General features: G+C 72.1%; 23 protein-coding genes, 1 pseudogene and 1 riboswitch. Of the genes and pseudogenes, 15 read left to right on the forward strand and 9 right to left on the reverse strand.

Annotation, left to right across the window (positions count from 1 at the left end; translation table 11 throughout):
- The first annotated feature begins 145 nt into the window (after positions 1–145).
- Entirely contained in the window at positions 146–595 is a 450-nt protein-coding gene (locus J3486_RS23975) for a MarR family transcriptional regulator (protein WP_207823596.1), read from the forward strand.
- On the opposite strand, the gene J3486_RS23980 is transcribed toward J3486_RS23975, so the two are convergent.
- On the reverse strand, positions 568–1,323 hold the full coding sequence (locus tag J3486_RS23980; RefSeq protein WP_207823598.1) for a GNAT family N-acetyltransferase: 756 nt from the start codon (positions 1,321–1,323) through the stop codon (positions 568–570). The two genes, J3486_RS23975 and J3486_RS23980, sit on opposite strands and share 28 nt — an antisense overlap.
- Positions 1,324–1,511: 188 nt before the next feature.
- Between J3486_RS23980 and def the strand changes: the two genes are divergently transcribed.
- Positions 1,512–2,165 carry a peptide deformylase gene (gene def / locus J3486_RS23985; protein WP_207823600.1) on the forward strand — a complete coding sequence of 218 codons (654 nt, stop codon included), beginning with the start codon at positions 1,512–1,514 and terminating at the stop codon, positions 2,163–2,165.
- 3 nt (positions 2,166–2,168) lie between these two features.
- On the opposite strand, the gene J3486_RS23990 is transcribed toward def, so the two are convergent.
- A complete protein-coding gene (locus J3486_RS23990; protein WP_207823601.1) occupies positions 2,169–2,963 on the reverse strand; it encodes a VOC family protein in 795 nt (264 codons plus the stop codon).
- A 107-nt stretch (positions 2,964–3,070) separates the two neighbouring features.
- Entirely contained in the window at positions 3,071–3,679 is a 609-nt protein-coding gene (locus tag J3486_RS23995; RefSeq protein WP_207823603.1) for a TetR family transcriptional regulator, read from the reverse strand.
- 101 nt (positions 3,680–3,780) lie between these two features.
- Here J3486_RS23995 and J3486_RS24000 point away from each other — a divergent pair, with 101 nt between their 5' ends.
- Complete coding sequence (locus tag J3486_RS24000) at positions 3,781–4,713, forward strand: oxidoreductase (protein WP_207823605.1); 933 nt, start codon at positions 3,781–3,783, stop codon at positions 4,711–4,713.
- Here J3486_RS24000 and J3486_RS24005 read toward each other — a convergent pair.
- A complete protein-coding gene (locus J3486_RS24005; protein WP_307804915.1) occupies positions 4,640–6,409 on the reverse strand; it encodes a phosphatidylglycerol lysyltransferase domain-containing protein in 1,770 nt (589 codons plus the stop codon). The two genes, J3486_RS24000 and J3486_RS24005, sit on opposite strands and share 74 nt — an antisense overlap.
- Before the next feature lie 160 nt (positions 6,410–6,569).
- Here J3486_RS24005 and J3486_RS24010 point away from each other — a divergent pair, with 160 nt between their 5' ends.
- On the forward strand, positions 6,570–7,805 hold the full coding sequence (locus J3486_RS24010) for an esterase family protein (RefSeq protein WP_207823609.1): 1,236 nt from the start codon (positions 6,570–6,572) through the stop codon (positions 7,803–7,805).
- A gap of 57 nt (positions 7,806–7,862) precedes the next feature.
- The gene (locus J3486_RS24015) at positions 7,863–8,552 is read left to right on the forward strand and encodes a 2-phosphosulfolactate phosphatase (RefSeq protein ID WP_207823611.1); all 690 of its coding nucleotides are present in this window, start codon (positions 7,863–7,865) and stop codon (positions 8,550–8,552) included.
- Here J3486_RS24015 and J3486_RS24020 read toward each other — a convergent pair.
- Both J3486_RS24020 and J3486_RS24025 read right to left on the reverse strand, forming a co-directional pair.
- Positions 8,549–9,319 (reverse strand): NAD(P)-binding domain-containing protein, encoded by a 771-nt coding sequence (locus J3486_RS24020; RefSeq protein WP_207823613.1) that lies wholly within the window; start codon positions 9,317–9,319, stop codon positions 8,549–8,551. The two genes, J3486_RS24015 and J3486_RS24020, sit on opposite strands and share 4 nt — an antisense overlap.
- A 71-nt stretch (positions 9,320–9,390) precedes the next feature.
- Positions 9,391–9,873 carry a GNAT family N-acetyltransferase gene (locus J3486_RS24025; protein ID WP_207823615.1) on the reverse strand — a complete coding sequence of 161 codons (483 nt, stop codon included), beginning with the start codon at positions 9,871–9,873 and terminating at the stop codon, positions 9,391–9,393.
- 58 nt (positions 9,874–9,931) lie between these two features.
- Here J3486_RS24025 and J3486_RS24030 point away from each other — a divergent pair, with 58 nt between their 5' ends.
- Positions 9,932–10,450, forward strand: a complete 519-nt coding sequence (locus tag J3486_RS24030; protein WP_229378511.1) for an NUDIX hydrolase — start codon at positions 9,932–9,934, stop codon at positions 10,448–10,450.
- Between the two features lie 9 nt (positions 10,451–10,459).
- Here J3486_RS24030 and J3486_RS24035 read toward each other — a convergent pair whose 3' ends face one another.
- Positions 10,460–11,173, reverse strand: a complete 714-nt coding sequence (locus tag J3486_RS24035; RefSeq protein ID WP_207823617.1) for a class I SAM-dependent methyltransferase — start codon at positions 11,171–11,173, stop codon at positions 10,460–10,462.
- Positions 11,174–11,572: 399 nt separating this feature from the next.
- On the opposite strand from J3486_RS24035, the gene rho reads away from it, so the two are divergent.
- From rho to J3486_RS24055, 4 genes are all read left to right on the forward strand, one after another.
- Positions 11,573–12,739 carry a transcription termination factor Rho gene (rho, locus tag J3486_RS24040; protein ID WP_207823619.1) on the forward strand — a complete coding sequence of 389 codons (1,167 nt, stop codon included), beginning with the start codon at positions 11,573–11,575 and terminating at the stop codon, positions 12,737–12,739.
- 30 nt (positions 12,740–12,769) lie between these two features.
- Entirely contained in the window at positions 12,770–13,261 is a 492-nt protein-coding gene (locus J3486_RS24045) for a GNAT family N-acetyltransferase (RefSeq protein WP_207823621.1), read from the forward strand.
- Positions 13,262–13,335: 74 nt separating this feature from the next.
- Positions 13,336–13,836 carry an inorganic diphosphatase gene (locus J3486_RS24050; protein WP_207823622.1) on the forward strand — a complete coding sequence of 167 codons (501 nt, stop codon included), beginning with the start codon at positions 13,336–13,338 and terminating at the stop codon, positions 13,834–13,836.
- A gap of 195 nt (positions 13,837–14,031) precedes the next feature.
- The gene (locus tag J3486_RS24055; RefSeq protein WP_207823624.1) at positions 14,032–14,379 is read left to right on the forward strand and encodes a hypothetical protein; all 348 of its coding nucleotides are present in this window, start codon (positions 14,032–14,034) and stop codon (positions 14,377–14,379) included.
- A 222-nt stretch (positions 14,380–14,601) separates the two neighbouring features.
- Here J3486_RS24055 and J3486_RS24060 read toward each other — a convergent pair whose 3' ends face one another.
- A complete protein-coding gene (locus J3486_RS24060) occupies positions 14,602–16,107 on the reverse strand; it encodes a carboxylesterase/lipase family protein (RefSeq protein ID WP_207823626.1) in 1,506 nt (501 codons plus the stop codon).
- A 272-nt stretch (positions 16,108–16,379) separates the two neighbouring features.
- Between J3486_RS24060 and J3486_RS24065 the strand changes: the two are divergent.
- Positions 16,380–17,791: pseudogene (locus J3486_RS24065) on the forward strand (IS1380 family transposase).
- Between the two features lie 208 nt (positions 17,792–17,999).
- Here the strand turns inward: J3486_RS24065 and J3486_RS24070 are convergent.
- Positions 18,000–18,377, reverse strand: coding sequence for a metalloregulator ArsR/SmtB family transcription factor (locus J3486_RS24070; RefSeq protein WP_207823628.1), 378 nt, complete (start codon positions 18,375–18,377; stop codon positions 18,000–18,002).
- Positions 18,378–18,481: 104 nt separating this feature from the next.
- A riboswitch (cobalamin riboswitch) is annotated at positions 18,482–18,694 on the forward strand.
- A gap of 30 nt (positions 18,695–18,724) precedes the next feature.
- On the opposite strand from J3486_RS24070, the gene J3486_RS24075 reads away from it, so the two are divergent.
- From J3486_RS24075 to J3486_RS24090, 4 genes are all read left to right on the forward strand, one after another.
- Complete coding sequence (locus tag J3486_RS24075) at positions 18,725–19,852, forward strand: HoxN/HupN/NixA family nickel/cobalt transporter (RefSeq protein WP_207823630.1); 1,128 nt, start codon at positions 18,725–18,727, stop codon at positions 19,850–19,852.
- Between the two features lie 91 nt (positions 19,853–19,943).
- Entirely contained in the window at positions 19,944–21,134 is a 1,191-nt protein-coding gene (locus J3486_RS24080) for a CaiB/BaiF CoA-transferase family protein (RefSeq protein ID WP_207823634.1), read from the forward strand.
- Positions 21,135–21,470: 336 nt separating this feature from the next.
- Complete coding sequence (locus J3486_RS24085; RefSeq protein ID WP_207823635.1) at positions 21,471–22,760, forward strand: hypothetical protein; 1,290 nt, start codon at positions 21,471–21,473, stop codon at positions 22,758–22,760.
- A gap of 228 nt (positions 22,761–22,988) precedes the next feature.
- Positions 22,989–24,497 carry an MFS transporter gene (locus J3486_RS24090; RefSeq protein WP_207823637.1) on the forward strand — a complete coding sequence of 503 codons (1,509 nt, stop codon included), beginning with the start codon at positions 22,989–22,991 and terminating at the stop codon, positions 24,495–24,497.
- The last annotated feature ends 3 nt before the right edge of the window (positions 24,498–24,500 follow it).

The raw sequence follows: 24,500 nt of genomic DNA on the forward strand, positions 1-24,500 counted from the left end.
CCCCCCCCCCCGCGCCCCTGAGGCGCGCGCCGCACGCGCGGCTTCCCCTCACCCTCACCCTCACCCTCACCCTCACCCAGGAACATCCACCCTTCAGTTGTAGAATGCAACAAGCGCACCCAAAAGGCCCGAAAGGAAACCGCACGTGCCACAGGCCGAACACCCCGGGGACCGTGACTCGTCCGTGGAGATCATCCAGCGGGAGCTGACGTCCTTCGCGCGCCGCGCCAGGGCCACGGCGGCGCGGATGCACCCCGAGCTCTCGCTGGTCTCGTTCACCCTGCTCAGCCATCTCGACGAGCGGGGCGGCTGCCGGGCCACGGATCTCGCGGCGCACTACGCGCTGGACAAGTCGACGGTCAGCCGCCAGGTCTCCGCCCTGGAGCGGTCCGGGCTCGTGATGCGGCGCGTGGACCCGGACGACCACCGGGTCCAGGTGCTGCATCCCACGGAGGCGGGCGCGGAGATCCTGCGGCAGGTGACGGTCAGCCGCCGGCAGATGTTCGGGGAGCGCCTGGCGGACTGGGCCGCGGACGATCTGGCCCGGTTCGCCGAGTACCTGGTGCGCTACAACGAGGCGTCGCGCGAGGACTGAGCCGCCGCCGGGACCCGCGCCGTGCGGAACCGCGTCGTGCGCCGCAGCCGGAAACCGAGGGTCTCGTACAGCCGGATCGCGTTCGTGTTGCCCGCGCTGGCGTGCAGGAACGCGGTCTCGCCGCGCTCACGGACCCCGGCGACGACCGCCCGCACCAGGCGTCCGGCGAGCCCCTGACCGCGGAACGCGGGGTCGGTGCAGACCGCGCTGATCTCGGTGAAGCCCGGCGGGTGCAGCCGCTCCCCCGCCATGGCGGCCAGGACGCCGTCGCGCCGGATCCCCAGGTACGTACCGAGTTCGATGGTGCGCGCCTCGAAGGGGCCGGGCTGGGTGCGGGCCACCAGGTCGAGCATCTCGGGGACATCGGCCGCGGTGAGCAGGACCGCCTCGGGGTCGTGGGCCGCGTCCACGCTCTCGTCGACGAGCTGGACGCCCGGCATGTCGAAGAGCGACTCCCAGCCCTCGGGCAGGTCCTCGCTCACCCCGGGGACGGGAACGGTTCCGTCGGCGTCCGCGAACACGGCGAGGTCCGTCCAGTCCTGGGCGGTGAGGTCGTCGGGGAGGGCGAGCCACGGCGAGACGTCGGCCGGGTAGCGCAGCACCCGTCCACTGCGCTCCGCGAAGCGTGCGTGCGGGCCGGTCAGTGCGGCGTACGCGGGGTTGTCGAGCGGGTGCGCCCCGGCATCGGGTGCGGCGCCGCCCCCGTGCTCCTCGTACGTCTGCGTCATCGGGGCCCCTTCTCATCGCTGCCACGGCCGCACACTGTTACGACCCTCAGCATCAAACCCCCAGGTCAGACCCTTTCATTCCCGCGTACGCACGGTGTTCACGAGATCGCAACGGGTTCATGGCGCCGGCACGGACCCGCCGCGTGGGGGCGTTGCCGGGCGGCGATCGTTCTTGGCATGCTGGCGCGATGCCGTCGATGCCGCTCACTGATCATGTCGAGGCCCTGCTCGCCGCGGGCGACTCGGGCACGCTCCCGATCGTCGCCGCGGGCGACCCCGTGCTGCGCCGCCCCGCCGAACCGGTCGACGGGCAGCTCGACGGCGACCTGCTCGCCCGGCTGATCGAGGCGATGCGCGTCACCATGCACGCGGCGCCCGGCGTCGGGCTGGCCGCGCCGCAGATCGGGGTGCCGTTGCGGCTCGCGGTGATCGAGGACGCGGCGACGGTGACCGAGGAGGTGCGGGCGGCCCGGGGCCGGGTCCCGCAGCCGTTCCGGGTGCTGGTCAATCCGTCGTACGAGGACGCGGGCGGGCGCCGGGCGGCCTTCTACGAGGGGTGCTTGAGCGTGCCGGGCTACCAGGCCGTGGTCGCCCGGCACGAACGGGTGCGGCTGCGCGCCTTCGACGAGCGGGGGCGCGCCGTGGACGAGGAGTTCAGCGGCTGGCCCGCGCGGATCGTGCAGCACGAGACGGACCATCTGAACGGCACCCTGTACCTGGACCGCGCCGAGTTGCGCTCGCTGTCGTCGACGCAGACGCCGATGGCCGTGCGGCGGTGGGCGCAGCCCACGCCGCAACAGGCCGCGGCCGAACTGGGCTTCGCCCTGCCGGAGCAGGACTGACGCTCAGCCGAGGTCCGGCATCTCCCCCTTGGCGTTGCTGACGTCGATGACGGAGAAGGCGCAGCCCTGCGCGTCGGCGACCGAGGCGAACCGGCCGAAGGGGCTGTCCATCGGCCCGAAGTGCAGCCTGCCGCCCAGGCGTTCGACGGTGGCGACGGCGGCGTCGCAGTCTTCGACGACGAAGTAGACATTGACGTACGAGGGCACGTGCGCGGGGAAGTCGTCGGTCATCTGCATCCGGCCGAGGGCCGGTCCGCCCCCGATCTGCCAGACGCTGAAGTCGATCTTGTCGTCCGGCATCTGCTGCATGGCGTACGGGAACACGGCCCCGAAGAAGGCGTCGGTCTTGGCGGCGTCGCGGGTGTTGACCTCGGCCCAGCAGTACGCGCCGGGTTCGTTGACCTTCTCGAAGCCCTCGTGCGAACCGGGCTGCCAGAGGCTGAACATGACGCCGGCCGGGTCCTGGACGGTGACCATCGTGCCGAAGTCGCCGACCTGCATCGGGTCCATCATCAGCGTGCCGCCCGCGCTCTTGCAGCGGGCCGAGACGGCGGCGACGTCCGCGGCGGCGAGGTAGAGGTTCCAGGACGGCGGGACGCCCTCGGTGCCGGGCATCTGCGGCATCAGGGCGGCCACGTGCTTGCCGTCGGCGGTCTTCGCCTGCGTGTAGTTGCCGAACTGTTCGGATCCCGGGTCGTAGGACCAGCCGAGCAGCTCGGCGTAGAAGGCCTTCGCGGCCTCCAGGTCCGGGTACATGGCGTCGGCCCAGACGGGCGCGCCCTCGGGACGTGCGGACATGACGCGCCACCCTTCCGTCGGCGTCGCCGGGCGCTCGGGCACCCGGCGGGTACGGGTCCACGCTAGGCGCGCGGGCCTGGGTGCGCGATCGGTGCGGACGGTTCCGGCTACGGCGCGGGGGCGAGCGCGGGCGCCACCACGGCGAAGGCCTCGTCGAGGAGGGTGACCGGGTCCTGGGCGGCGTCGCTGTCGCTCCAGCGCCGCAGGACGACGTGGAAGGCGGTGAGGGCGGTGCCCGCGGCCAGCCGCGGATAGAGGTCGGTGCCGGCGTCACGGCCGGTGCGGCGGGCCAGCTCGGCGGCGAGGTCGTCGCGCCAGCGGTCCTGTCGCTCCAGGAAGCGGGCGAGCAGCGCCGGGGTGCGCAGGATGAGCTGGACGACGCGCAGGGCCCGCTCGGAGTCGGCGGCGCAGGTGGTCAGCGGCCCCCGCACGGCGTGCAGCAGCGCCTCGGTCGGGGACTCGCCCTCGGGGCGGTCCGCGAGCGCGCCGCGCATGTCCTCGCCCATGTCGGCCAGGAACTGCACGACGACGTCCTCCTTGGACTTGAAGTACCGGAAGAACGTCCGCTTCGAGACGCCGGCGGCGGCCACGATCTCGTCGACGGTGACGGTGTCGAAGCCCTTGAGGGCGAGCAGCTGCAGCGCGGCCTCGGTCAGTTCGTCGGCGACGAGCTGCCGCTTGCGCTCGGCCAGGGTCAGGTCTCCTCGGGTACTCACCCCGGCATCGTACACACCATGCCCTGCGCGACATCAAGAGTAGAGATAGACACTAAAAGCCCTTCTTGACACCAAGTGCCATCGAGGTCAATCTGTGCCTCATGACACAGGAACGCTGGACCATCGACCGGATTCCGGATCAGAGCGGGCGCGTGGCCGTCGTCACAGGGGCGAACAGCGGGGTCGGTCTCGCCGTCTCACGGGCGCTCGCGCGGCGCGGCGCGGAGGTGATCCTCGCGGTGCGCGACACAGACCGGGGCCGGCGGGCCGCCGACTCGATCACCGCGGAGGTGCCGGGTGCGCGGGTCGACGTACGCCGTCTCGACCTGGCCGATCCGGGCTCCGTGCGCGCGTTCGCCGAAGAGGTGCGGGCCGACCGGCCCCGGCTCGATCTGCTCGTCAACAACGCCGGGGTGATGGCGCCGCCGCGCACGCTGAGCCCGCAGGGCCACGAGCTCCAGTTCGCGACGAATCACCTCGGGCACTTCGCGCTCACCGGACTGCTGCTCGAAGCGCTCACCGCGGGCGGCACCTCCCGTGTGGTGACGGTGAGTTCACCCAATCACCGGCAGGCCCGCATCGACTTCGACGATCTCGACGGCGCGCGCTCCTACTCCCCCATGGGCGCCTACAACCGGTCGAAGCTGGCGAACGCCGTCTTCGGGCTGACGCTGCAGCGGCTGCTCGCGCAGGCGGGCAGCCCGGTGCGCAGCGTGCTGGCGCATCCGGGGTACGTGGCCTCGAACCTGCAGAAGGGCGCGCCGGTAGCGCGGGTGCGGCTGCTGTACGGGCGGCTGCTGGCGCCGCTCGCCCAGAAGCCGGCCGACGGCGCCCTGCCGGTCCTGTACGCGGCGACCGAACCGTCCGTGCGGGGCGGTGAGTTCATCGCGCCGGGCGGCAGGGGCGAGCTGCGCGGCGCGCCCGCGCGGGTGGAGCCGGCGGCACGGGCCGCCGACGCGGCTACCGGCCGCCGCCTGTGGGAGGTGTCAGAGCGGCTGACCGGTGTGCGCTTCCCGCTGCCCGCCGCCGTGTGAGCGGCCGCCGGGCCCACTGCCGGAGGCGTTCGGCGGGCCGCGGCAGCACCACGAACGCCTCGGCCTGGAGACAGGCGAGGGCGATGCGCGGCAGGTCGCGGGCTGCCGGGTAGACGACGAAGCGGGGCTGCCACTCGGGCCGGAACTTCGCGTTGAACTTGTACAGCGACTCGATCTGGAACCAGCGGGAGACGAAGACGAGCAGCGCCCGCCACACCCTCAGCACCGGCCCGGCGCCGAGCCGTTCACCGCGGGCGAGCGCGGCGCGGAAGACGGCGAAGTTGAGGGAGACACGGGTGATGCCGAGGCCGGGGGCGTCACGCAGGGCGGCGACGATGAGCAGTTCGTTGAGGCCGGGTTCGGCGGTGCGGTCGCGGCGCATCAGGTCGAGCGAGAGTCCGTCGTCGCCCCACGGCACGAAGTGCAGCAGCGCCCGGACCTGTTCGTCGCCGTCCGCGTCCTTCTGGTGGGCGGTGACGACGACGCAGTCCCCGTCGGCGGGGTCGCCGAACCGGCCGAGGGCCATGGAGAACCCGCGTTCGGTGGCACTGCCCCGCCAGGCCGCGGCGGCCTCGCGCAGCCGCTGCTTCTCGACGTCGGCAAGGTCCCGCACGTATCGGGTGCGGCAGGAGTACCCGGCGCGTTCGATGCGGTGCACCATCTGGCGGACGTTGCGCATGGAGCGCCCGGCGAGGGTGAAGGAGGCGCAGTCGACGATCGCCTCGTCGCCCAGCTCCAGGGCGCGCAGGCCGCCTTCGCGGATCCAGACCTGTCCGCCGAGTTCGCTGCAGCCCATGACGGCGGGCGTCCAGGCGTGCCGGTCGCACTGGCCGAGGAACTCCTTGATGGCGCCTGGCCAGGCCTCCGGATCGCCGATCGGGTCGCCACCGGCGAGCGCGACACCGGAGACCACGCGGTAGCCGATGGCGGCCTTCCCGGTCGGCGAGAACAGGACGGACTTGTCGCCGCGCAGTGCGAAGTAGCCCAGCGAGTCGCGCCGCCCCTCACGGTCGAGCAGGGCGCGCAGCCGGTCGGAGCCGTCGGCGGGCGCGAGCCGCACGGGCCGCAGCACGAGGTACGTGGTCGTGGCCGCGGTCACCAGGCCGAGCGCGAGCAGCGACAGGTGCACGGCGTCGCCGACGCGGTCGGAGGCGTACGTCAGCGGCCCCGACATGCCGACAAGTCCGTACGCCACTTGCTGGACGCGGTCGGTGAAGGAGATGCCGCGCCCGGCCTCGTCACCGGCGCGCACGCCGACGATCAGCAGGCCGAGCCCGAAGCTGAGCGTGCCGAGCACGACCAGATTGCTGAGGGCCCGCAGCCGTCCGCGCGGATCGCCCAGCGCTCTGAACTCGCCCCGGAACACGACGAGTCCGGCGCACAGCAGCGCGGAGACGGCGGCGGCGACGAACGCGTGGTGGCGCAGCCCCTGGATGACCGCGCTGACGGCGAGCAGGGCGACAGCGGCCTCCCAGGCGCGGCGTTTGCGGCGGCGCAGGCCCCGGGCGAGCAGCACGAGGAGCAGGCCGGAGACAAGCGCGGCGGCACGGGCGATGTCGTCGGCGAGGCCGGGGACGTACGGCGCGATGCGCTCGATGCGGGTGGCACGGACGTGCGGGAGGACGGCCGTCGCGATGTCGAGCAGCCCGATGAGCAGGCACGTGTGACCGGCCACGGCGGCGGGGCGAGGTTTCACGGCGACGAGCGTAGGCACACCGGACGCCGGTGGAGTAAGAGCGGGTGAGGAGGAGGGTAAGAAGCGGCGGGGCGGCCAACCAGCCTGCGCGGCGCACTGTCTTCCCCGGCGGAAGCTGCTGTTACGGCAGCTTTTGAACCGGTTGAGAGGGGATGCGCAGATGGGCCTGACGAGTCGGACGCTCATGTACGCGACGGTGTTGATCGCGCTGGTGTGCGTGGGCGGCACGGTGTGGGTGTGGCCACGTCTCGCGCGCCGCGGTCCACTGCCCGTGCTCGGCAGGCTCGCCGCGATCGGGGTGACGCAGCTGGCGGTGCTCACGGCGTGCGCGGTGGCCGTGAACAGCGAGTTCGAGTTCTACGGCACCTGGAACGAACTGCTCGGGCATGTCTCCACCGCACCGGCCCACGTGGCCGAACTCGGCACCGGTACGGGCGTGTACGCGGCGCACACCGGCCTCGTGCAGCCGGCCGGGCCGCAGGGTCTGGACCGCGTCAAGGGGCTGCCGGCAGGACCACCCGCAAGGGTGGGCCGCGTGGAGTCGGTCCGCATCATCGGGCGACGCTCCCGAGCGATCAACCCGGCGTTCGTGTATCTGCCGCCGCAGTACTTCCAGCACCAGTACCACCGCCAGCGCTTCCCGGTGATCGTGGCGATCAGCGGCTATCCCGGCGGCATCATGAACCTCGCCTCGTTCCTCCATGTCCCGCAGACGGCAGGGCGGTTGGAGCGGGCGAACAAGCTGCAGCCGACGGTGATCGTGATGGTCCGGCCGACGATCGCGCCGCCCCGGGACACCGAGTGCGTGGACGTGCCGGGCGGCCCGCAGGCGGAGACGTTCTTCACGAAGGACCTGCCCGAGGCGATCAAGGCGGCGTACCGGGTGGGCCACGACCCGAGCGCCTGGGGCGCCCTCGGCTACTCGTCGGGCGGCAGCTGCGCCCTTCAGCTCGCCCTGCGCGACCCGAAGGTGTACACGTCGGCCGCCGCCCTTTCGGCCGACTACAAGGTCACCGACGATCTGACGACCGGCAGCCTGTTCGGCTCGGGGCCGCTCGCGCTGCGCCGTCAGGAGGGCCACGACCTGATCTGGCGCCTGCACCATCTCCCGGTGCCGCAGGTGTCGGTCCTGGTGGCCAGCAGCCGGCTGGGCGAGAAGGACTACGGGCCCACGATGCGGTTCCTGAAGGCCGTCCGCGCGCCGATGACGTCGGCGCGGATCATCCTGCCGCGCGGCAGCCACCACTTCACGACGTGGCTACGGGAGATCGGACCCGCTCTGCAGTGGATGGGGCAGCAGCTGACGTTCCCGCAGGACACGGTGCCGACCCCGATGGCGCCCAGGAAGCAGACCCACAAGACGGCGCAGGCGGCGGCGCCGGTCCACGGGCGGTGACGTCACCCGGCGGAGAACTCGCTGGCGGGCGGTGATCCGGCGCGCCAGGATGACGTGATGGATCACCAGTTCGTCGGCATCGGCGAGTTGACCGGCGTGCCCCGCGTCGCGGTCGTCATCGACGTCATGCGTGCCTGCACCGTCGCCGCCTGGGCGTTCTCCCGCGGGGCCGAGCGGATCGTCCTCGCCGAGTCCGTGGACGCGGCGCTCGCCCTCAAGGAGCGCAACCCGGGCTGGCTGGCGCTGAAGGACGGCGGTCCCGCGCCGGGCTTCGACGCCGTCAACTCCCCCGCCCTGCTGCGGTCGCGCGACTTCTCCGGCCGCACGCTGGTGCAGAAGACGACGGCCGGGACCGTGGGCGCGCTGGCCGTCGCCGACGCGCCACTGGTCCTGTGCGCGAGCTTCGTGGTGGCCGGGCCGACCGCCCGCTTCCTGCGGGACCGGGACGCCGGGCCGGTGACGTTCGTCGTCACCGGCGAGAACGGCACGGCGGACGAGGACCGGGCCTGCGCCGAGTACATCGGCCGCCGGGTGACCGCGGACGACGTCGGGGCGGACCCGTACCTCCACCGGGCGAGAACGTCCCGCGCGGCGGCCGAACTCGCCGCCGACCTGCGCGCGGGCAGCCATCCCGACGATGTCGGGCTCTGCCTGGAGGTCGACCGGTTCCCGTTCGCCATGGTGGCCCGCAGGGAGGGGGCGCTGACGGTGCTGCGTCCGGTCGCGGTGCCCGATCCGCTCGGTTAGTGCAGGTCGTCGAGCAGGCCGTCCAGAGCCTTGCCGAGCGCGTCGGCGTTGCCGTCGTCGAACCAAGTGGTGCGGATCCGTTCGTTGTTGCCCTTCGGCGTCTCGTGGTCGGCGGCGAGCTGCCGCAGGGTGCGGTTGTCGTCGCCCAGGGCGCGTCCGATGCCCTGGAAGAGTCCGCGGACGTAGCGCTCGGCGTCGTCGGCCGGGATGCCGTGGCCCGCCGCCCAGGACGTGAGGGTGGCGAGGTAGGCGAGGTGGGTGGTGAGGGTGCCGGTCAGGGTGGAGAACACGTCGAAGGCCGCCTCGTCCGCGACCGGGAGCGCCCCGCCCAGGAGGTCGAAGAAGGCGTCCGTCGCGGGGTGCGAGGGGTGCGTCACCGTGACGGACTGGCGTGCGCGGACGGTGGGCAGAGGGATGGCCCTGACCACGGGGGCGCCTGTGATCAGCGTGCGGCGCAGCTCGTCGGTGCGCACGCCCGCCATGACGTTGACGACCACCTTGTCGTCGGACACGCGCAGCCCCGCGAGGGCCTCCTCCCGGTCCGCGCGGCGCACGGCGACGATCAGCAGTTCGGCGCGGTCCGCCACCTCCTGGTTGTCGGCGCAGACGTGGACGCGCGGGTACCGCCCGGCGAGTTCGGCGGCCGTCCGGGCGCCTCGGGGCGAGAGGAACACCTCCGGCGCCGCGTCGTCGTCGTGCGCGAACAGTCCCTCCACGAGGGCCCGGCCGATCTCGCCCACCCCGATGATGCCGATCCGTCGCACCATGTCCCCCCTTCGTCGATCCGTAGACCGACGTCCTGATGCCCTGATGCCCTAGCTGTCCTGCTGTCCTGCTGTCAGAGCGCGAGTTTGAACCCGTCGTGACTGCGGGCGAAGCCGAGTCCCGCGTAGAAACGGTGGGCGGCCTCGCGCTGTTTGTTGCTGGTCAGCTGGACGAGGGCGCAGTCCCGCGCGCGGGCGCGCTCGATGGCGCGCTCCATCAGGATCCGCCCGAGCCCGCCGCCACGCCGGTCCGCCCGCACCCGTACCGCCTCGACGAGCGCCCGCTCGGCGCCGCCCTTGCCGAGCCCCGGTATGTACGTCGCCTGCAGACAGCCGACCACGGTGCCGTCGGCCTCGACGAGGACGAGCATCTCGTTGCGGGCGTCCGCCTCGATGGCGGCGAAGGCCCGCTCGTACGCCGCGCCCACCTCGATCGTCGCCGGGTCCACCACGCGGTCCTCGTCGGCGAGCAGCGCGAGCACCGCGGGCAGTTCGGAGCGGAGCGCGGGACGCAGGGTGAGGGCGGGGGCGGGCGAGTGCTGCGGTGCGGCTGACATGGCACCGACCCTAACCGCCGGCGTCGCCGCGGCGTCGCCGGATCTAGGATCGGCACCGATGACACTGACGCGCCGGCACACTTCCCGAGTCCTGCTGCTCGACGACCGCGACCGCCTGCTGTTGCTGTGCGGGCGCGATCCGCGGCGGCCGGGGGCGCGCTGGTGGTTCACCGTCGGCGGGGGCCTGGAGGACGGCGAGTCGTATCCGGCCGCCGCCGTGCGAGAGGTCCACGAGGAGACGGCGCTGCGCCTGCCCGTCGAGCGGCTCGGCCCGCTCCACTGCACCCGGCAGACCGTCTTCCATGTGGACGGCCACGGGTTCGACCAGTACGAGGAGTACCGCGTCGCACGCGTCACGGCGGCCGAACGGGAGGGAATGGACATCGACACGCCCGAGGCGCGCTACGGCCATCACTGGTGGTCCGTGGCGGAACTGGCGACGACCGGTCAGACCGTCCGCCCCAAGGGCCTGGCACGCCTGCTGCAGGATGTCCTCGACCCTGCCCGCGCCCCACGGCACCGACTCCCGTTCCACCTGGGCGACTTCGACGAGGACACGGACACCGGCGCCGCGTGAGGCCGGGCCCTAGGTGCGGGCTGTCGCCACGACCAGGGCGCAGCGCGGTGTTCCGTCCGGGCGCTCCCCCAGCTCGGGGAGCGCCCGCAGGGTCACGTCGAAACCGGCGCGCTCCAACTCCTCCCGCACCGCGCCGAACCGGAACACCCGGTAGTACATGACGAACGGCGGCCGCCACACCGCGTTGCGCACCCGCATCACCGAGTCGAAGCCGAGCATCGCCCAGTACCCGCGCGAGCCGGGCCGGGCGGGCGCGGGCATCGGGAACACGAACTGGCCGCCCGGGAGTAGCACTTGACGCACCTGCGCGAAGAGTGCGGCGTGTTGGCGCGGCAGGAAGTGACCGAACGCCCCGAAGCTGACCACCAGATCGAAGGCGGGCCCGAAAGGAAGGGCGAGGGCGTCCCCGCGCACGTACGACGCCGTGGGCTCGCCGCGCCGGGCGACGTCCAGCATGCCGGCGCTGAAGTCGACCCCGACGGCCCGCTCCGCGCACACCTCCCGCAGCACCCCGAGGCCGGCCCCGGTGCCGCAGCACAGGTCGAGCCCGGTCCGGTACGGGCCGAGCTCGCGCAGGGCGCGCGTGACGGGGTCGAGGACCGCGTCGGGCGTGCGGAACGGGGTGTGGTCGAACTTGGGCGCGAGCAGGTCGTAGCCGTGCTCGACCGACGACAGCGCCTGAACGGCCAGCTCGCGGAGGCTGGGGCCCTGGGGTGTGAACATGGCCGCTCAGCATAGGTCGGCGGCCCGCAGAAATCCGGGCTTGCCGCGCGCCGGGGGTGTGGTGGTACAGTGCGAATGGCACGTGTGTACGCCTTCCACGCCTCCCTTCTCTTTCGAGGCCGTGTCTCCGAGGCGCCGGTGCCGTTCCATTCCCTCGGCGCGTGAGCGCACAGCATGTCTCTCTCGTCTCTCACGATGAGCTTCTGTACGCATCCCATGACCGCTGGAGTGCGCATCGCCTCTGGTCAACAGGTTCCGGCGGGTTCTTCCCCGCCCCTGTTCCAGGTTCTCCCTGCCGGCCGCCGGGCGTGATCTGTCCGTCCGCGCATCTCTTCGCCGGAATCCCACCCCCTCTCTCCCCGCGTACGAGCGACGTCCGCGAAAGGACCGTGACCCACCATGACCACCACCACACTCCCCGCGCCGGAGCAGTCCGGCGCCGTATCGAACCGCGCAGCCACCCAGACGCCCCTCCGTGCGGCCGGTGTCCTCGACATCGCCGGGAACGGGGCCGGGTTCCTGCGCTCCCCCGACCTGATCGCCACGTCCCACGACGTCCAGGTCCCCGACCGGCTCATCCGCCAACGCGGCCTGCGCAAGGGCGATTTCGTCACCGGCGTGTGCGCGAAGCCGCGCACGCTCGCTCAGGTCGAGACCGTCGAGGGGCTGCCCGCCGAGACGGCGCGCAGCCGCCCCCGGTTCGCCGACCTCACCCCGCTGCACCCGAACCGGCGGCTGCGGCTCGGCGGGGACGGCGGCGGGCTCGCGGGCCGCGTCGTCGACCTGTTCGCCCCCGTCGGCAAGGGCCAGCGCGGCCTGATCGTCGCGCCGCCCAGGACCGGCAAGACGGTGCTGCTGCAACAGCTCGCCGCGGCGATCGCCACGCATCACCCCGAGGCGCATCTCATGGTGGTGCTGCTCGACGAGCGGCCCGAGGAGGTCACCGACATGCGCCGTTCCGTGCGCGGTGAGGTCCTCGCCTCGACCTTCGACAGGCCCGCCAAGGCGCACATCGCGCTGGCCGAACTCGCCGTCGAGCGCGCCAAGCGCCTCGCCGAGCGGGGCGTCGACGTCGTGATCCTGCTCGACTCCCTGACCCGACTGTGCCGGGCGCACAACAACGCGGCCGCGGCCGGCGGCCGCACCCTGACCGGCGGTGTCGACGCGGCCGCGCTGCTCGGCCCGAAGAAGCTCTTCGGTGCCGCCCGCAACACCGAGGAGGCCGGCTCCCTCACCATCCTCGCCACCGCCCTCGTCGACACCGGCTCACGCGCCGACGACTACTACTTCGAGGAGCTGAAGAGCACCGGCAACATGGAGCTGCGCCTGGACCGCACGCTCGCCGACGCCCGCGTCTTCCCCGCCGTCGACATCACCCCTTCGGGCACCCGCCGCGAGGAACTCCTGGTGCCCGCCGCCGAGTTGGCGGCCGCGCACGGGCTGCGCCGGGCCCTCCAGGGCCGCGAGGGCCGGTCCGCGTACGAGACCCTGCTCGACCGGCTCCGCAAGACCCCGGACAACGCCGCGTTCCTGCGGCAGGTCCAGGGGACGGTGCCGGTGTCGTGACCGCGCACCCGAATGCGTAATACTCGTCGTATGACTTCGAGCATTACGCGCCCGGGGCGGGAGCCTTCCGTAGTGGTCCGCAGGGCCACCGCGCGGGACGCCAGGCGCCTCACCCGGATCGTGCGTGGCTCGCGCGCCTACGAGGGGCGGTACGCGGAGATGGTCGCGGGGTACCGCGTCGGACCCGACTACATCGCGGCGCACGAGGTCTTCGTCGCCGTCGACCGGACCGACGACCGCGTCCTCGGCTTCTACGCTCTGCTGGTCGCCGCGGCGGAGCTGGACCTGATGTTCGTCGCCGACGCGGCGCAGGGCCTCGGCATCGGGCGGGTGCTGATCGCTCACATGCGGGCCGAGGCGCGCCGCGCCGGGCTCGACCGGGTCCGCGTGGTCTCCCATCCGCCCGCCGAGGGCTTCTACCGCAGCATGGGCGCGGTCCGCACCGGCACGGCGCCCGCGCGTCCGCCGGCCGTCGCCTGGGACCGGCCCGAACTCGAATTCGCCGTTCCACCCGCCGCCTGAGGGGTTCCGCCGTCGGCCGCTTCGGCGCACACTCGGGGCAATCGAAGCGGCGGCAATGGGGCAAGGAGGCCACATTGGGCGGCAGTGACGCACACGCCGAGGCGTTCGACGTGATCGTGGAGATCCCCGCGGGCTCCCGCAACAAGTACGAGATGGACCACGAACTGGGCCGCATCCGCCTCGACCGGATGCTGTTCACGTCGACCCAGTACCCCGCGGACTACGGCTACATCGAGGGCACGCTCGGCGGCGACGGCGACCCGCTCGACGCCCTCGTGCTGACCGGCGACCCCACGTTCCCCGGCTGCGTCATCGAGTGCCGGGCGATCGGCGTGTTCGTGATGAGCGACGAGAAGGGCCCGGACGAGAAGATCCTCTGCGTCCCCGCCCACGACCCGCGCCACGCCGCGGTCCAGGACATCGAGGACATCCCCGAGTTCGACCGCCTGGAGATCACGCACTTCTTCGAGGTCTACAAGGACCTGGAACCGGGCAAGTCGGTCGACGGCTCCCACTGGGAGGGCAGGGACACGGCGTACGAGGAGATCCAGCGGGCCCGAAGGCGGCCAGGCTAGCCTGCGTGTTTCATCTGGGCTCGCGGAAAGATCATGATTGGCGAAGCGAAAGTGCCATTTGAGCTGCAACGATGAGGCTCGTCAAAGGTCCCAGTCGTTCCAGCGGGAAGACATTTTTTACGTGCACACGCCCTGGTCACGCCTGTCTCTTCGTCAGCCCCGACAGGCATGGGGGTCGGCCACGCCGGCTCGCGGATGCTCGCGAATCTGGCCAACGCCGCCTCTCTGACCACTGTCTTCAGTAACGTTCTGTACCGGCTGCGGCCGACGCGGGACGGGCACGACCCCGGTCGCGTCGCGGTGGACCCGGCGGTGATGCTCATCGACGGCGGCGAAGCCGCCGCCGATCTGGCGGTGCCGCGTGACCGGCACGAGGTGTTCGGGCCTATCGCCTCGACCCCGACCGCCTGGCCCGTGCTGGTCGGCATCAGCGCGGCAGTCCTGAACGCTCTGCGGGCAGCCAGCGCCGAGGCCCGCGAGCTCGCGTCTGCAAGCCGACGAGACCGGACACCCCATGCCCGGCTCACGGGCCGCGGGACGTGAACTGCCCGGCCCGGTCCTGGACATCGACGCGCCCCTGGTCACCTGCCGCTTCGAGAGGGAACGGGCCGGCGCCACCTTTGCCGTGCCACGTCCGCGCCGAACGTTCAACCGCCGAGGTGACGACGGACTGATCAGCAGACCGCTAGCCGGCTGCTGGACAGCCGCACCGGCCCTGTCATCGGCTCCGGAAGACGCCGGCCAGCCGGCCTTCGGGTGGCCTCGTCACCCCGCCAGCGGCAGTGCGTCGAACCTGTGCTCCTTCCACAGCTGCCGTGAGACCTCTTCCGGGTACGCGGCCACGACCCGCTCGACATCGATGACACAAGTGGCGCGCTCCGGCGGTGCATAGGCGGGCCAGCCCGGATCGCCGCTCTCCGCGAACGTGGTCCAGGCCCGGCGCCACCAGGCCGAGATCGCCAGCGCCTCGGCCGGGGGCTCATCTCCGAGCATCATCGTGCTGGTGTCTTCGGCGCCGAAGATGCCGAAGACCAGCGGCACGTCCAACCCATGACACGACCCCAGCACACCGCCGTTCGACGCAGACGGATAGGTCATCTCGTAGACATGCGCCCGGCCGCCGCCGACGATCTGGGCCTCCGCCAGCCGCACCGAGGGGATCCGGAAGAGCCAGTCCGATTGCACCCACTCGAACAGCGCCTCGTCCGAGGCATCGGGGAACGCCGCGCGGTACGCCCTCTCCGGACCCGCGCCGGGCCCCAGCATGCGCAGCATCTCGCCAGTCTGCTCCGCCGTGACCTTTCCGAGCTGCCCCAGTACCGCCTCGAACAGCCGGAACTCATCGCGGTTGTGGCCCACGACCAGTTCTACGTCCCGCGCGGCGCCGTCGGTCAGAGCGGTGAACGGGACGTAAGGCAGCACCTCTCCGTCGATGACGGGGAAGAAGGGCGTGACGGTGTACGCGAGCCGTCCCCACCGACGCGCGAACTCGCGCACCCGCGGGCCCAGCACGGCCCCGGCCGTGGCCAGCGTGCCGGGATCGAGCTTCCCCAGCTCCTCGACGGTCGGCCGCACACCGAGACCGGAGGCGAGTTCCCGGCCGACGTCGGCGGCCAGCTCCGCGGAGAGGAAGGCGCCCGGGACGCTCTGCGCGATCGCCCGCCGGAACAGCCCCCGGGCCGACGGCATCGCCAGCAGGGCTGCCACACTCCCGGCCCCGGCCGACTCTCCGAAGACCGTGACCCGCTCCGGATCGCCGCCGAACGCCGCGATGTTCTCCCGCACCCAGGTCAGCGCCGCCACCTGGTCCAGCAGCCCACGGTTGGCCGGGGCCCCCTCGATCGCGGCGAAGCCCTCCATCCCGAGCCGGTAGTTCAGCGTGACCAGGACGACACCGCCCTCGCTCGCCAGCAGCCGCCCGCTGTAGGTGGGCTGCGCCGACGAACCCTGCAGGTACGCCCCGCCGTGGATGAAGACCATCACCGGCCGCTGCGCCGCAGGGTCTGGTTCGGGTGTCCACACGTTGACGGTCAGCCACTCGTCGCCGGCGACGGCCATCGGCTCGGGTGTCTGCTGCGGCACGGACGGTCCGAACTCGCCGGCGTCCCGCACCCCGTCCCAGGCGTCCGCGGCCTGCGGCGCCATGAAGCGGTTTTCACCGGTGGGCGCCGCCGCGAACGGGATGCCCCGGAAGACCGCGAGTCCTTCCTCCTGCCTGCCGCGCACCCGCCCTGACGATGTGAGGACTGTAGGGAATGCATCCGCGCGCACGTGCGACACCTTTCGCTCACGTCTCCACGATCATGAACTTGGCCATCATTGCTATTGCTCCGCATGCTCCCGGCTCACGCCTGCGCGCACGCACATCGACGCGCCGAAGGTCCCCCGCGCGGCCCTGGGCGTCCAGGTCAGGGATCTCGCTCGGCCTGCGCGTTTCGTCCGGGCACGCGCAAGGATCACGACCGGCGAAGCGAAAGTGGCTTGTGAGCTGCAACGATGAGGCTTGTACAAGGTCCCGGTCGGTCCGGCGGGAAGGCTTCTGCGTGCACACGACCCGGTCTCGCCCCAAGCTCGTCGTCAGTGCCGACGGGAACGGAGTGGTCAGCCACGCCGGCTCGCGTCTGCTCGCGGATCTGGCCGACGCCACCTCGCTGACCAGCGCCTTCAGCAACGCCCTGCACCGGTTGCGGCCGCGCGGGACCGGACATGACCCTGGCCGTGTCGCAGTGGACCTGGCGGTGATGCTCGCCGACGGCGGCGAAGCGATCGCCGACCTGGCCGTGCTCCGCGACCAGCGCGAGGTGCTCGGCCCCGTCGCCTCCACCCCGACCGCCTGACGCGTGCTCGCCGGCATCGACAAGGCGGCCCTGAACACGCTGCGGGCGGCCAGGGCCCAGGCCCGCGAAATCGCCTGGCTGCAAGCCGACGAGACCGGACACCCCATACCCGGCTCACAGGCCGGAGAACGTGAACTGCCGGGCCTGGTCTGGTCCTGGACATCGACGCCACCCTGGTCACCTGCCACTCCGAGAAGGAACAGGCGGCCGCGACCTACAAACGCGGCTTCGGCTACCACCCGCTGCTCTGCTTCCTCGACAACACCGGCGAAGCCCTCGCCGGTCTCCTGCGACCGGGCAACGCCGGAGCGAACACCGCAGCCGACCACATCACCGTCCTGGACCAGGCCCTCACGCAGATCCCCGACACCCACCGCCAAGGCACCCCGATCCTGATCCGCGCCGACAGCGCCGGTGGCGCGCAAGCGTTCCTCGCCCACCTGCGCGGCCTGCGCCAGCGCGGCATCCACACCACCTTCTCCGTCGGACACGCCGTCACCGAACCGGTCCGCAAGGCCATCCGGGTCCTGCCCGACCACGCCTGGCACCCCGCACTGGAACAGGACGGGACCCTGCGCGCAGGTGCTGAGGTCGCCGAACTGACCGGCCTGATGGACCTCAGCGGATATCCGGACGGCACCCGCATCATCGTCCGCCGCGAGCGCCCCCACCCGGGCGCCCAACTGTCCCTGTTCGACCAGGACGAAGGCATGCGCCACCAGGTCTTCCTCACCGACACGCCCGTCGCTGGCGGCGGCTCCATCCAGCACCTGGAGGTCCGCCACCGCGCTCACGCCCGCGTCGAGGACCACATCCGCTGCGGCAAGACCACCGGCTTCGGCCGCTTCCCCTCCCGCCACTTCGCGATCAACCAGGTCTGGCTGGAACTGTCCCTGACCGCGATCGACCTGCTCGCCTGGGCCAGAATCCTGCTGCTGGACGGCGAGTTGGCCACCGCCGAACCCAAGAAGCTCCGCTACCGCGTCCTGCACGCCGCCGCCCGGATCACGCGCGGAGCCCGCCGCCTGCGCCTGCGGATCGCCGCCACCTGGCCCTGGCGCCACGAACTGACCACAGCATTCCACCGCCTGGCGGCGCTACCCCGGCCGGCCACCTGACCCTCGACCCACCGCTGACCACCCACGACCCGAGGACCCAGGAGCACCCGGCCACAGCGCCGGGCCTTCGGCATGCCAACCATCCCACCGCAGCCCCAGGACCTCCAGCACACGGATCACACCAGATCAGCCGAGACGAACCGAAACAGCCAGGCTAGGGGCGCGGGGAACCGCGCGACCGGCCACAGCCGCACCCGCCCGCACCGGCTCAGCCAGGCAGCCGGGCAGGCGTGTCGATCCCCGCCGCGCGGTCGATGAGCTCCCCCAGCATCGCGTCGACCACCCGGTAGCGCACCACGCGCCCCGACTTCTCCCCCACCACGACACCCGCGGCCCGCAGCAACCGCATCGCCTGCGACACCGCCGCCCCGTTCATCCCCGAGGCCACGGCGAGATCCGAGACGGCCAGCGGCCCCGCCCGGCGCAGCGCGAGCAGCAGCGCGAGCCGGTGCGGATCGGCGAGCAGCGAGAAGCGCTCCGCCCATGCCCGCACGTCCGCGACGTCTCCGATGGCGGCCACGGCGTCGCAGACCCGGTGCCCGTCGATGGTGCGGTGATCGGCCCGCTCGGCCGGAACGAGATGCATGGCCCGATTCTCTCAACAGGCCCACGTCCCCCGACCACCCCGCGCACGATGTGATCTTCCATACCTGCACAGGTGTGCAGCTATGCAGCCACCGCTCGTGCCCCCTAGGGTGAACGGGCCGTGGTGCTCGGGAAGACCGGTGACGGCCCCTCAGGGGCCAAGTCCGGAGCGGCCCTCGCCACTGTGATCGGGTTCCGGACCCCCGGGTCCGGAGCGCACCGCTCCACCACGCCACTGGCCGCTCACCGCGGCTGGGAAGGCGGAGCGGCGGCGCACGCCCGTAAGCCAGGAGACCGGCCACGGCATCTCACGAAGTGATCCACGAGGTGCTGGAGCGTGAACGACCTATGACCCTGCCCGCGAACTCCCCTGCCCGGACGGCTGATTCGTCCCCCGGTTCCCCCCCGAGCTTCCGCTGGCGCCGCGAGGACACCGTGCGCACCGCGGGCCTGATGGCGGTGATCCTGGCCCTGCACGTCGTCGCGTTCGGCGTGCTCTTCCTGCTCGTGGTCCCCGGCCACTACGAGGTCGACAACAAGGCCTTCGGCATCGGCCTGGGCATCACCGCGTACACCCTCGGCATGCGGCACGCCTTCGACGCCGACCACATCGCCGCGATCGACAACACCACCCGCAAGCTGATGGCGGACGGCAAGCGTCCGGTCTCCGTCGGCTTCTGGTTCGCGCTCGGCCACTCCAGCGTGGTCGTGGTGCTCGCCGCGCTGATCGCGGGCGGCACGGCGCTCGCCGGGAAGATCATGAACGACGGCTCCCGGACCCACCAGGTGCTCGGCTTCATGGGCACGACCATCTCCGGCACGTTCCTGTACCTCATCGCCGCCCTCAACCTCGTGGCCCTGGTGGGCATCCTCAAGGTCTTCCGGGCGATGCGCGCGGGCACGTACGACGAGAGCGAGCTCGAACAGCACCTGGATTCCCGGGGGTTCATGAACCGGATCCTCGGCCGCTTCACGAAGTCCATCACCCGCCCCGGGCAGATGTACCCGCTGGGCTTCCTCTTCGGTCTCGGCTTCGACACGGCGACCGAGGTGACGCTGATGGTGATGGCGGGCAGCGGCGCCGCGGCCGGGCTGCCCTGGTACGCGATCCTGTGTCTGCCGCTGCTGTTCGCCGCGGGGATGAGCCTGTTCGACACGCTCGACGGCACGTTCATGAACTTCGCCTACCAGTGGGCGTTCTCGAACCCGGTGCGCAAGGTGTTCTACAACCTCACCATCACGGGCCTGTCCATCGCGGTGGCCTTCTTCATCGGCACGATCGAACTCGTCGGCGTGCTGCACGACAAGCTCGATCTGACGGACGCGGTGACCGGCTGGATCGCCGGGCTCGACCTGGACAACGTCGGCTATGTCATCGTCGGCCTGTTCGTGGTCGTCTGGGCGGCGGCCGTCGCGTACTGGCGGCTGGCGAAGGTGGAGCAGCGCTGGTCGGCGCGGCTCGCCGACGGGAGCTGACAACTCGGCGGCGCCGCCCTGCCGTTGGACGGCGGGGCGGCGTCGCATACCGTGCGGTCACGTCGCACCGTACGAGCACGGAGGAACATCGATGGCCGCCGCCCGACTGCCCCTGGAGGGGGTCACCGTCGTCAGCCTGGAACAGGCGGTGGCCGCGCCGTTCGCCACCCGCCAGCTCGCCGATCTGGGCGCGCGGGTGATCAAGGTGGAGCGGCCCGGCGGCGGCGACTTCGCCCGGCGCTACGACGAGACGGTGCACGGCCAGTCCAGTCACTTCGTGTGGCTGAACCGGTCCAAGGACTCGGTGACGCTCGACGTGAAGACGCCGGGCGGGCGCGAGGTCCTGGAGCGGCTGCTCGCCGAGGCGGACGTGTTCGTGCAGAACCTCGCGCCGGGCGCCGCGGCCCGGCTCGGCCTGTCCGCGCGGGAGCTGGAGCAGCGCCATCCCTCGCTGATCGTCTGCGACATCTCCGGGTACGGCGCCGACGGACCGTGGGCCGACCGCAAGGCGTACGACCTGCTCGTGCAGTGCGAGACCGGTGTGGTGTCGGTGACGGGGGCGCCCGACGCGCCCGCGAAGGTGGGCATCGCGGTCGCCGACATCGCGGCCGGGATGTACGCGTTCTCGGGCATCCTCACCGCCCTGTACGAGCGCCGGGCGACGGGCGTCGCGCGGGCCGTCTCGGTGTCGCTGTTCGAGGCGCTCGCGGAGTGGATGGGCTACCCCGCGTACTACACGCAGTACTCGGGGTCCCAGCCGCCACGCGTCGGCGCCGCGCACGCGACCATCGCGCCGTACGGCCCGTACGACGCCGCCGACGGGAGGACGGTGCTGCTCGCGATCCAGAACGAGCGCGAGTGGGCCTCCTTCTGCGCCGTGTTCCTCGACGACGCCGCGCTCGCCGCCGACCCGCGCTTCCACCGCAACTCGGCCCGTGTGGCACGCCGCGGCGAGCTCGACGCGATCGTCACGGCCCGCTTCGCCGAGCTCACCGCGGACGCGGCCACCGCTCTCCTGGACCGGGCGAAGGTGGCGAACGCACGGCTCAACACGGTCGCCGACCTCGTCGCCCACCCGGTCCTGAGCGGCCGCGACCGGTGGCGTGACGTCGCGACCCCGGGCGGCCCGGTCCGCGCGCTCGTGCCGCCGGCGAGCCTGCGCGGGGTGGAGCCGCGCATGGACGCGGTGCCCGGTGCGGGCGAGCACACGGAGGCGGTGCTGGCGGAACTGGGGTACGACGCGGCGGCCCGCGCGGCGCTGCGGAAGGACGGCGCCGTGTAGCCGTGCCGGAGAACGCGGGCCGTTCGGCCCCCCGCGAGGGTCCATCGGCCCCCTTTCAACCATCCGCCCCCTTGAGATGCTGCTGCGCAGAGCCTCCCGTGTCCTCGCACTCCCGCCGCGGCGCACGGTCGAGGCCCGGGCCCGTCGGTCGATGGAGGGGGAGCCTCGAACGACGGGCCCGGCACGGGGTCACGGTCGCGCCGCGGACAGGCGGCAGGATCACCCGCGAGACCCCTCCGCCAGGCGCGGCGCGACAACTGGCGCGCAAATCACCTCAATCGGAGCGATAAAGTGTTCCGTCAACCTTCACGCGCCTGATCACCCAGGAGTATCTACGTGACCGTAGCCATCGACTCGCCCGAAGCAGCCGTCCCGACGCCCGGCTCGGAACCCGGTTCGGAGCCCGTCGCGACGGTCGAGGAGAAGGCCGAGCCGGGGGACACCGCGAACATGTGGACCCCGTCGACCGACACCCCTGCCGCCGAGGCGTCCGAGGCCCCCGAGGAGCCGGGGAACTTCTGGCAGCCCGCGGCCGATTCCGCCGTCCCCGCGCCGACCGAGGAGGCAGCAGAGGCCGGGGACATCGAAGACGTCCGAGACGTCGAGGAGGAGGACGAGGACGCGGTCTCCGGCGAGATTCCGGAGTCGATCACCCATGACGCCCATGAGTTCGGCGTCTACGCCCGTACCGGCGGCTGGGCGTTCGCCCTCAAGGTGGCCCGCAGCGTGCGGCCCGGCGGGCAGCCGGCCGGCGAGAGCGCCAAGGTCTCGGCGCGGAAGTTCGCCGAGCTGGCGGGCTGCTCGGCCGACCGCGTCATGCGGTTCTACAAGGCGTGGGACCGCGCCGCGGACGACGGCATCGTGCCGCAGTTCGAGTCGCTGGCTCCCGGCGTCGACATCGAGCTGCCGGACGCCGACGTCTGGCTGTCCTACTACGTCTCCCGCTCCAGCGCGACGTCGGTGCGCGGCCAGGCGATCACGGAGGCCGCCGAGGCCGAGGGCATCCGCCCGACGAAGGCCCTGGAGGTCGCCGAGAACCCGACGGCGCTGCGGGCGGCGATCCTCGCCGACCCGGGCACCGCGGAGGCCGCCCGCAAGGCGCTGATGGACCGCCTCGGCGAGGACCCGGTGCTGCGCACGGGCCTGGCCCGGGACATCGTGCGCACCGACGACCTGAAGAAGGCGGTCGCCGAGGAGAGCAAGACCGGCGGTCAGCTGGAGTACGTGCGCAAGATCGTCGAGGACGGGCAGGTCAGGACGCCCGCCGGTCAGACGATCGAGGCGCCGCGCTCGCTGCGCGAGGAGGCGGAGCGCCACCTCTCCCTCATCGACGAGCTGGACGAGGACGAAGAGGCCGGCGAGTGGGCCCGCGAGGCCTACGACACCGTGCGCACGCTGGTCGCCGAGACCGTCGAGAAGGATCCCGAACTGCGGGTCCAGGAGCGGCGCGCGAAGTTCTACAGCAGCATCCAGAAGGCCACGAAGGCGTTCGAGGAGCTGACCTTCGACGACGTCGAGGAGATCGACGACATCGTCGAGGACGACATGCTGCAGCGCCTGGAGGAGCTGCAGCAGGCGATCTCGACCTGCATCTCGGCCCTGCACAAGGCCAAGAACGGCGACTGACCCGCCGCACCGCACCCGCCGATGTCCGGCGCTCCCCCACGGGAGCGCCGGACATCGGCGCGTTCCGGGGCTGTTACCTGCGTCACCCCACTAGCGAAACGTTGCCGTTTCGCTCAGGGAGGGCTTACGCTCATCGAGGACCTGAACGAAACGGTTTCGTTCACTTGCTTGACGCGGCCTTCCGAGCCGCCCGGCTCTCGTGTCCCTCACTTCCCTGGAGTGGCTCTCATGTCCCAGACCGACACGGTCGAGGCCGCCGGCACCTCGGCCCCGCCCGCGCAGGACGCCCACGAGGCGTCCCGCAGGCGCTGGTGGATCCTCGGCATCATCGGCATCGCCCAGCTGATGGTCGTGCTCGACGCGACCATCGTGAACATCGCGCTGCCCTCCGCCCAGCAGGACCTGGGCTTCTCGAACGACAACCGGCAGTGGGTCGTCACCGCCTACGCGCTCGCCTTCGCCTCCCTGCTGCTGCTCGGCGGCCGGATCGCCGACCTCTTCGGCCGCAAGCCCGCCTTCCTCATCGGCATCGTCGGCTTCGCGGGGGCCTCCGTCCTCGGCGGCGCGTCGACCGGGTTCGGCATGCTGGTCACGGCCCGCGCGCTGCAGGGTGTCTTCGGCGCCCTGCTGGCCCCGGCCGCGCTGTCCCTGCTCAACACGACGTTCACCGACGCCAAGGAACGCGCCAAGGCGTTCAGCGTCTACGGCGCGATCGCCGGTGCGGGCGGCGCCGTCGGCCTGCTGCTCGGCGGTCTGCTCACCGACGCCCTCGACTGGCGCTGGACGCTGTACGTGAACCTGGTCTTCGCGGTCGTCGCCTTCGTCGGCGGCTGGCTGCTCCTGGGCAACCACCGGGACGCGGCGGGCGCCAAGCTCGACCTGCCCGGCACCCTGCTCGTCTCCTCCGGACTCTTCGCCGTCGTCTACGGCTTCTCCAACGCCGAGACCCACGACTGGAGCTCCCCGCAGACCTGGGGCTTCCTGCTCGCCGGCGGTGTGCTGCTGCTCGCCTTCACCTGGTGGCAGACCCGGGCGAAGCACCCGCTGCTGCCGATGCGCGTCCTGCTCGACCGGGACCGTGCCGCCTCCTTCGTCTCCGTTCTCGTCACCGGCGCGGGCATGTTCGGCGTGTTCCTCTTCCTCACCTACTACCTGCAGCTCAACCTCGGCTTCAGCCCCACGAAGACCGGTGTCGCGTTCCTGCCGATGATGGCCGCCCTGATGGTCATGGCCCAGGTCTCCACGACGATGCTCGTGCCGCGGTTCGGCCCCAAGATCGTCATCCCCGCCGGTTTCGCCCTCGCCGCGATCGGCATGGTCTGGCTCACCGGGATCGGTCTGGACTCGTCCTTCTCCACGGACGTCCTGCCGCAGCTGCTCGTGATCGGCGCGGGCCTGGGCGCCGTGATGCCGCCCGCGATGTCGCTGGCCACCAGCGGGATCGGCGCCGAGGACGCGGGGGTGGCCTCCGCGACGGTCAACACCATGCAGCAGGTCGGCGGCTCGATCGGCACCGCGCTGCTGAGCACCCTCGCGGCCAGCGCCGCCACCAGCTACCTCGCGAGCCACAACCCCGCGGACAAGCTGAACCAGGCGCAGGCCACGATCGAGAGCTACACGACCGCGTTCTGGTGGTCGGCGGGCTTCTTCGCCGCCGGCGCGGTCATCACGCTCCTGCTGTACCGGCGCGGGGCCGTGCAGCAGGACCCGGACGCGGCGCCGGTCGTCCACATGTGACGA

Origin of the sequence: Streptomyces sp. VRA16 Mangrove soil, from assembly GCF_017377775.1 — a bacterium.
In the GTDB taxonomy this organism is placed as follows: domain Bacteria; phylum Actinomycetota; class Actinomycetes; order Streptomycetales; family Streptomycetaceae; genus Streptomyces.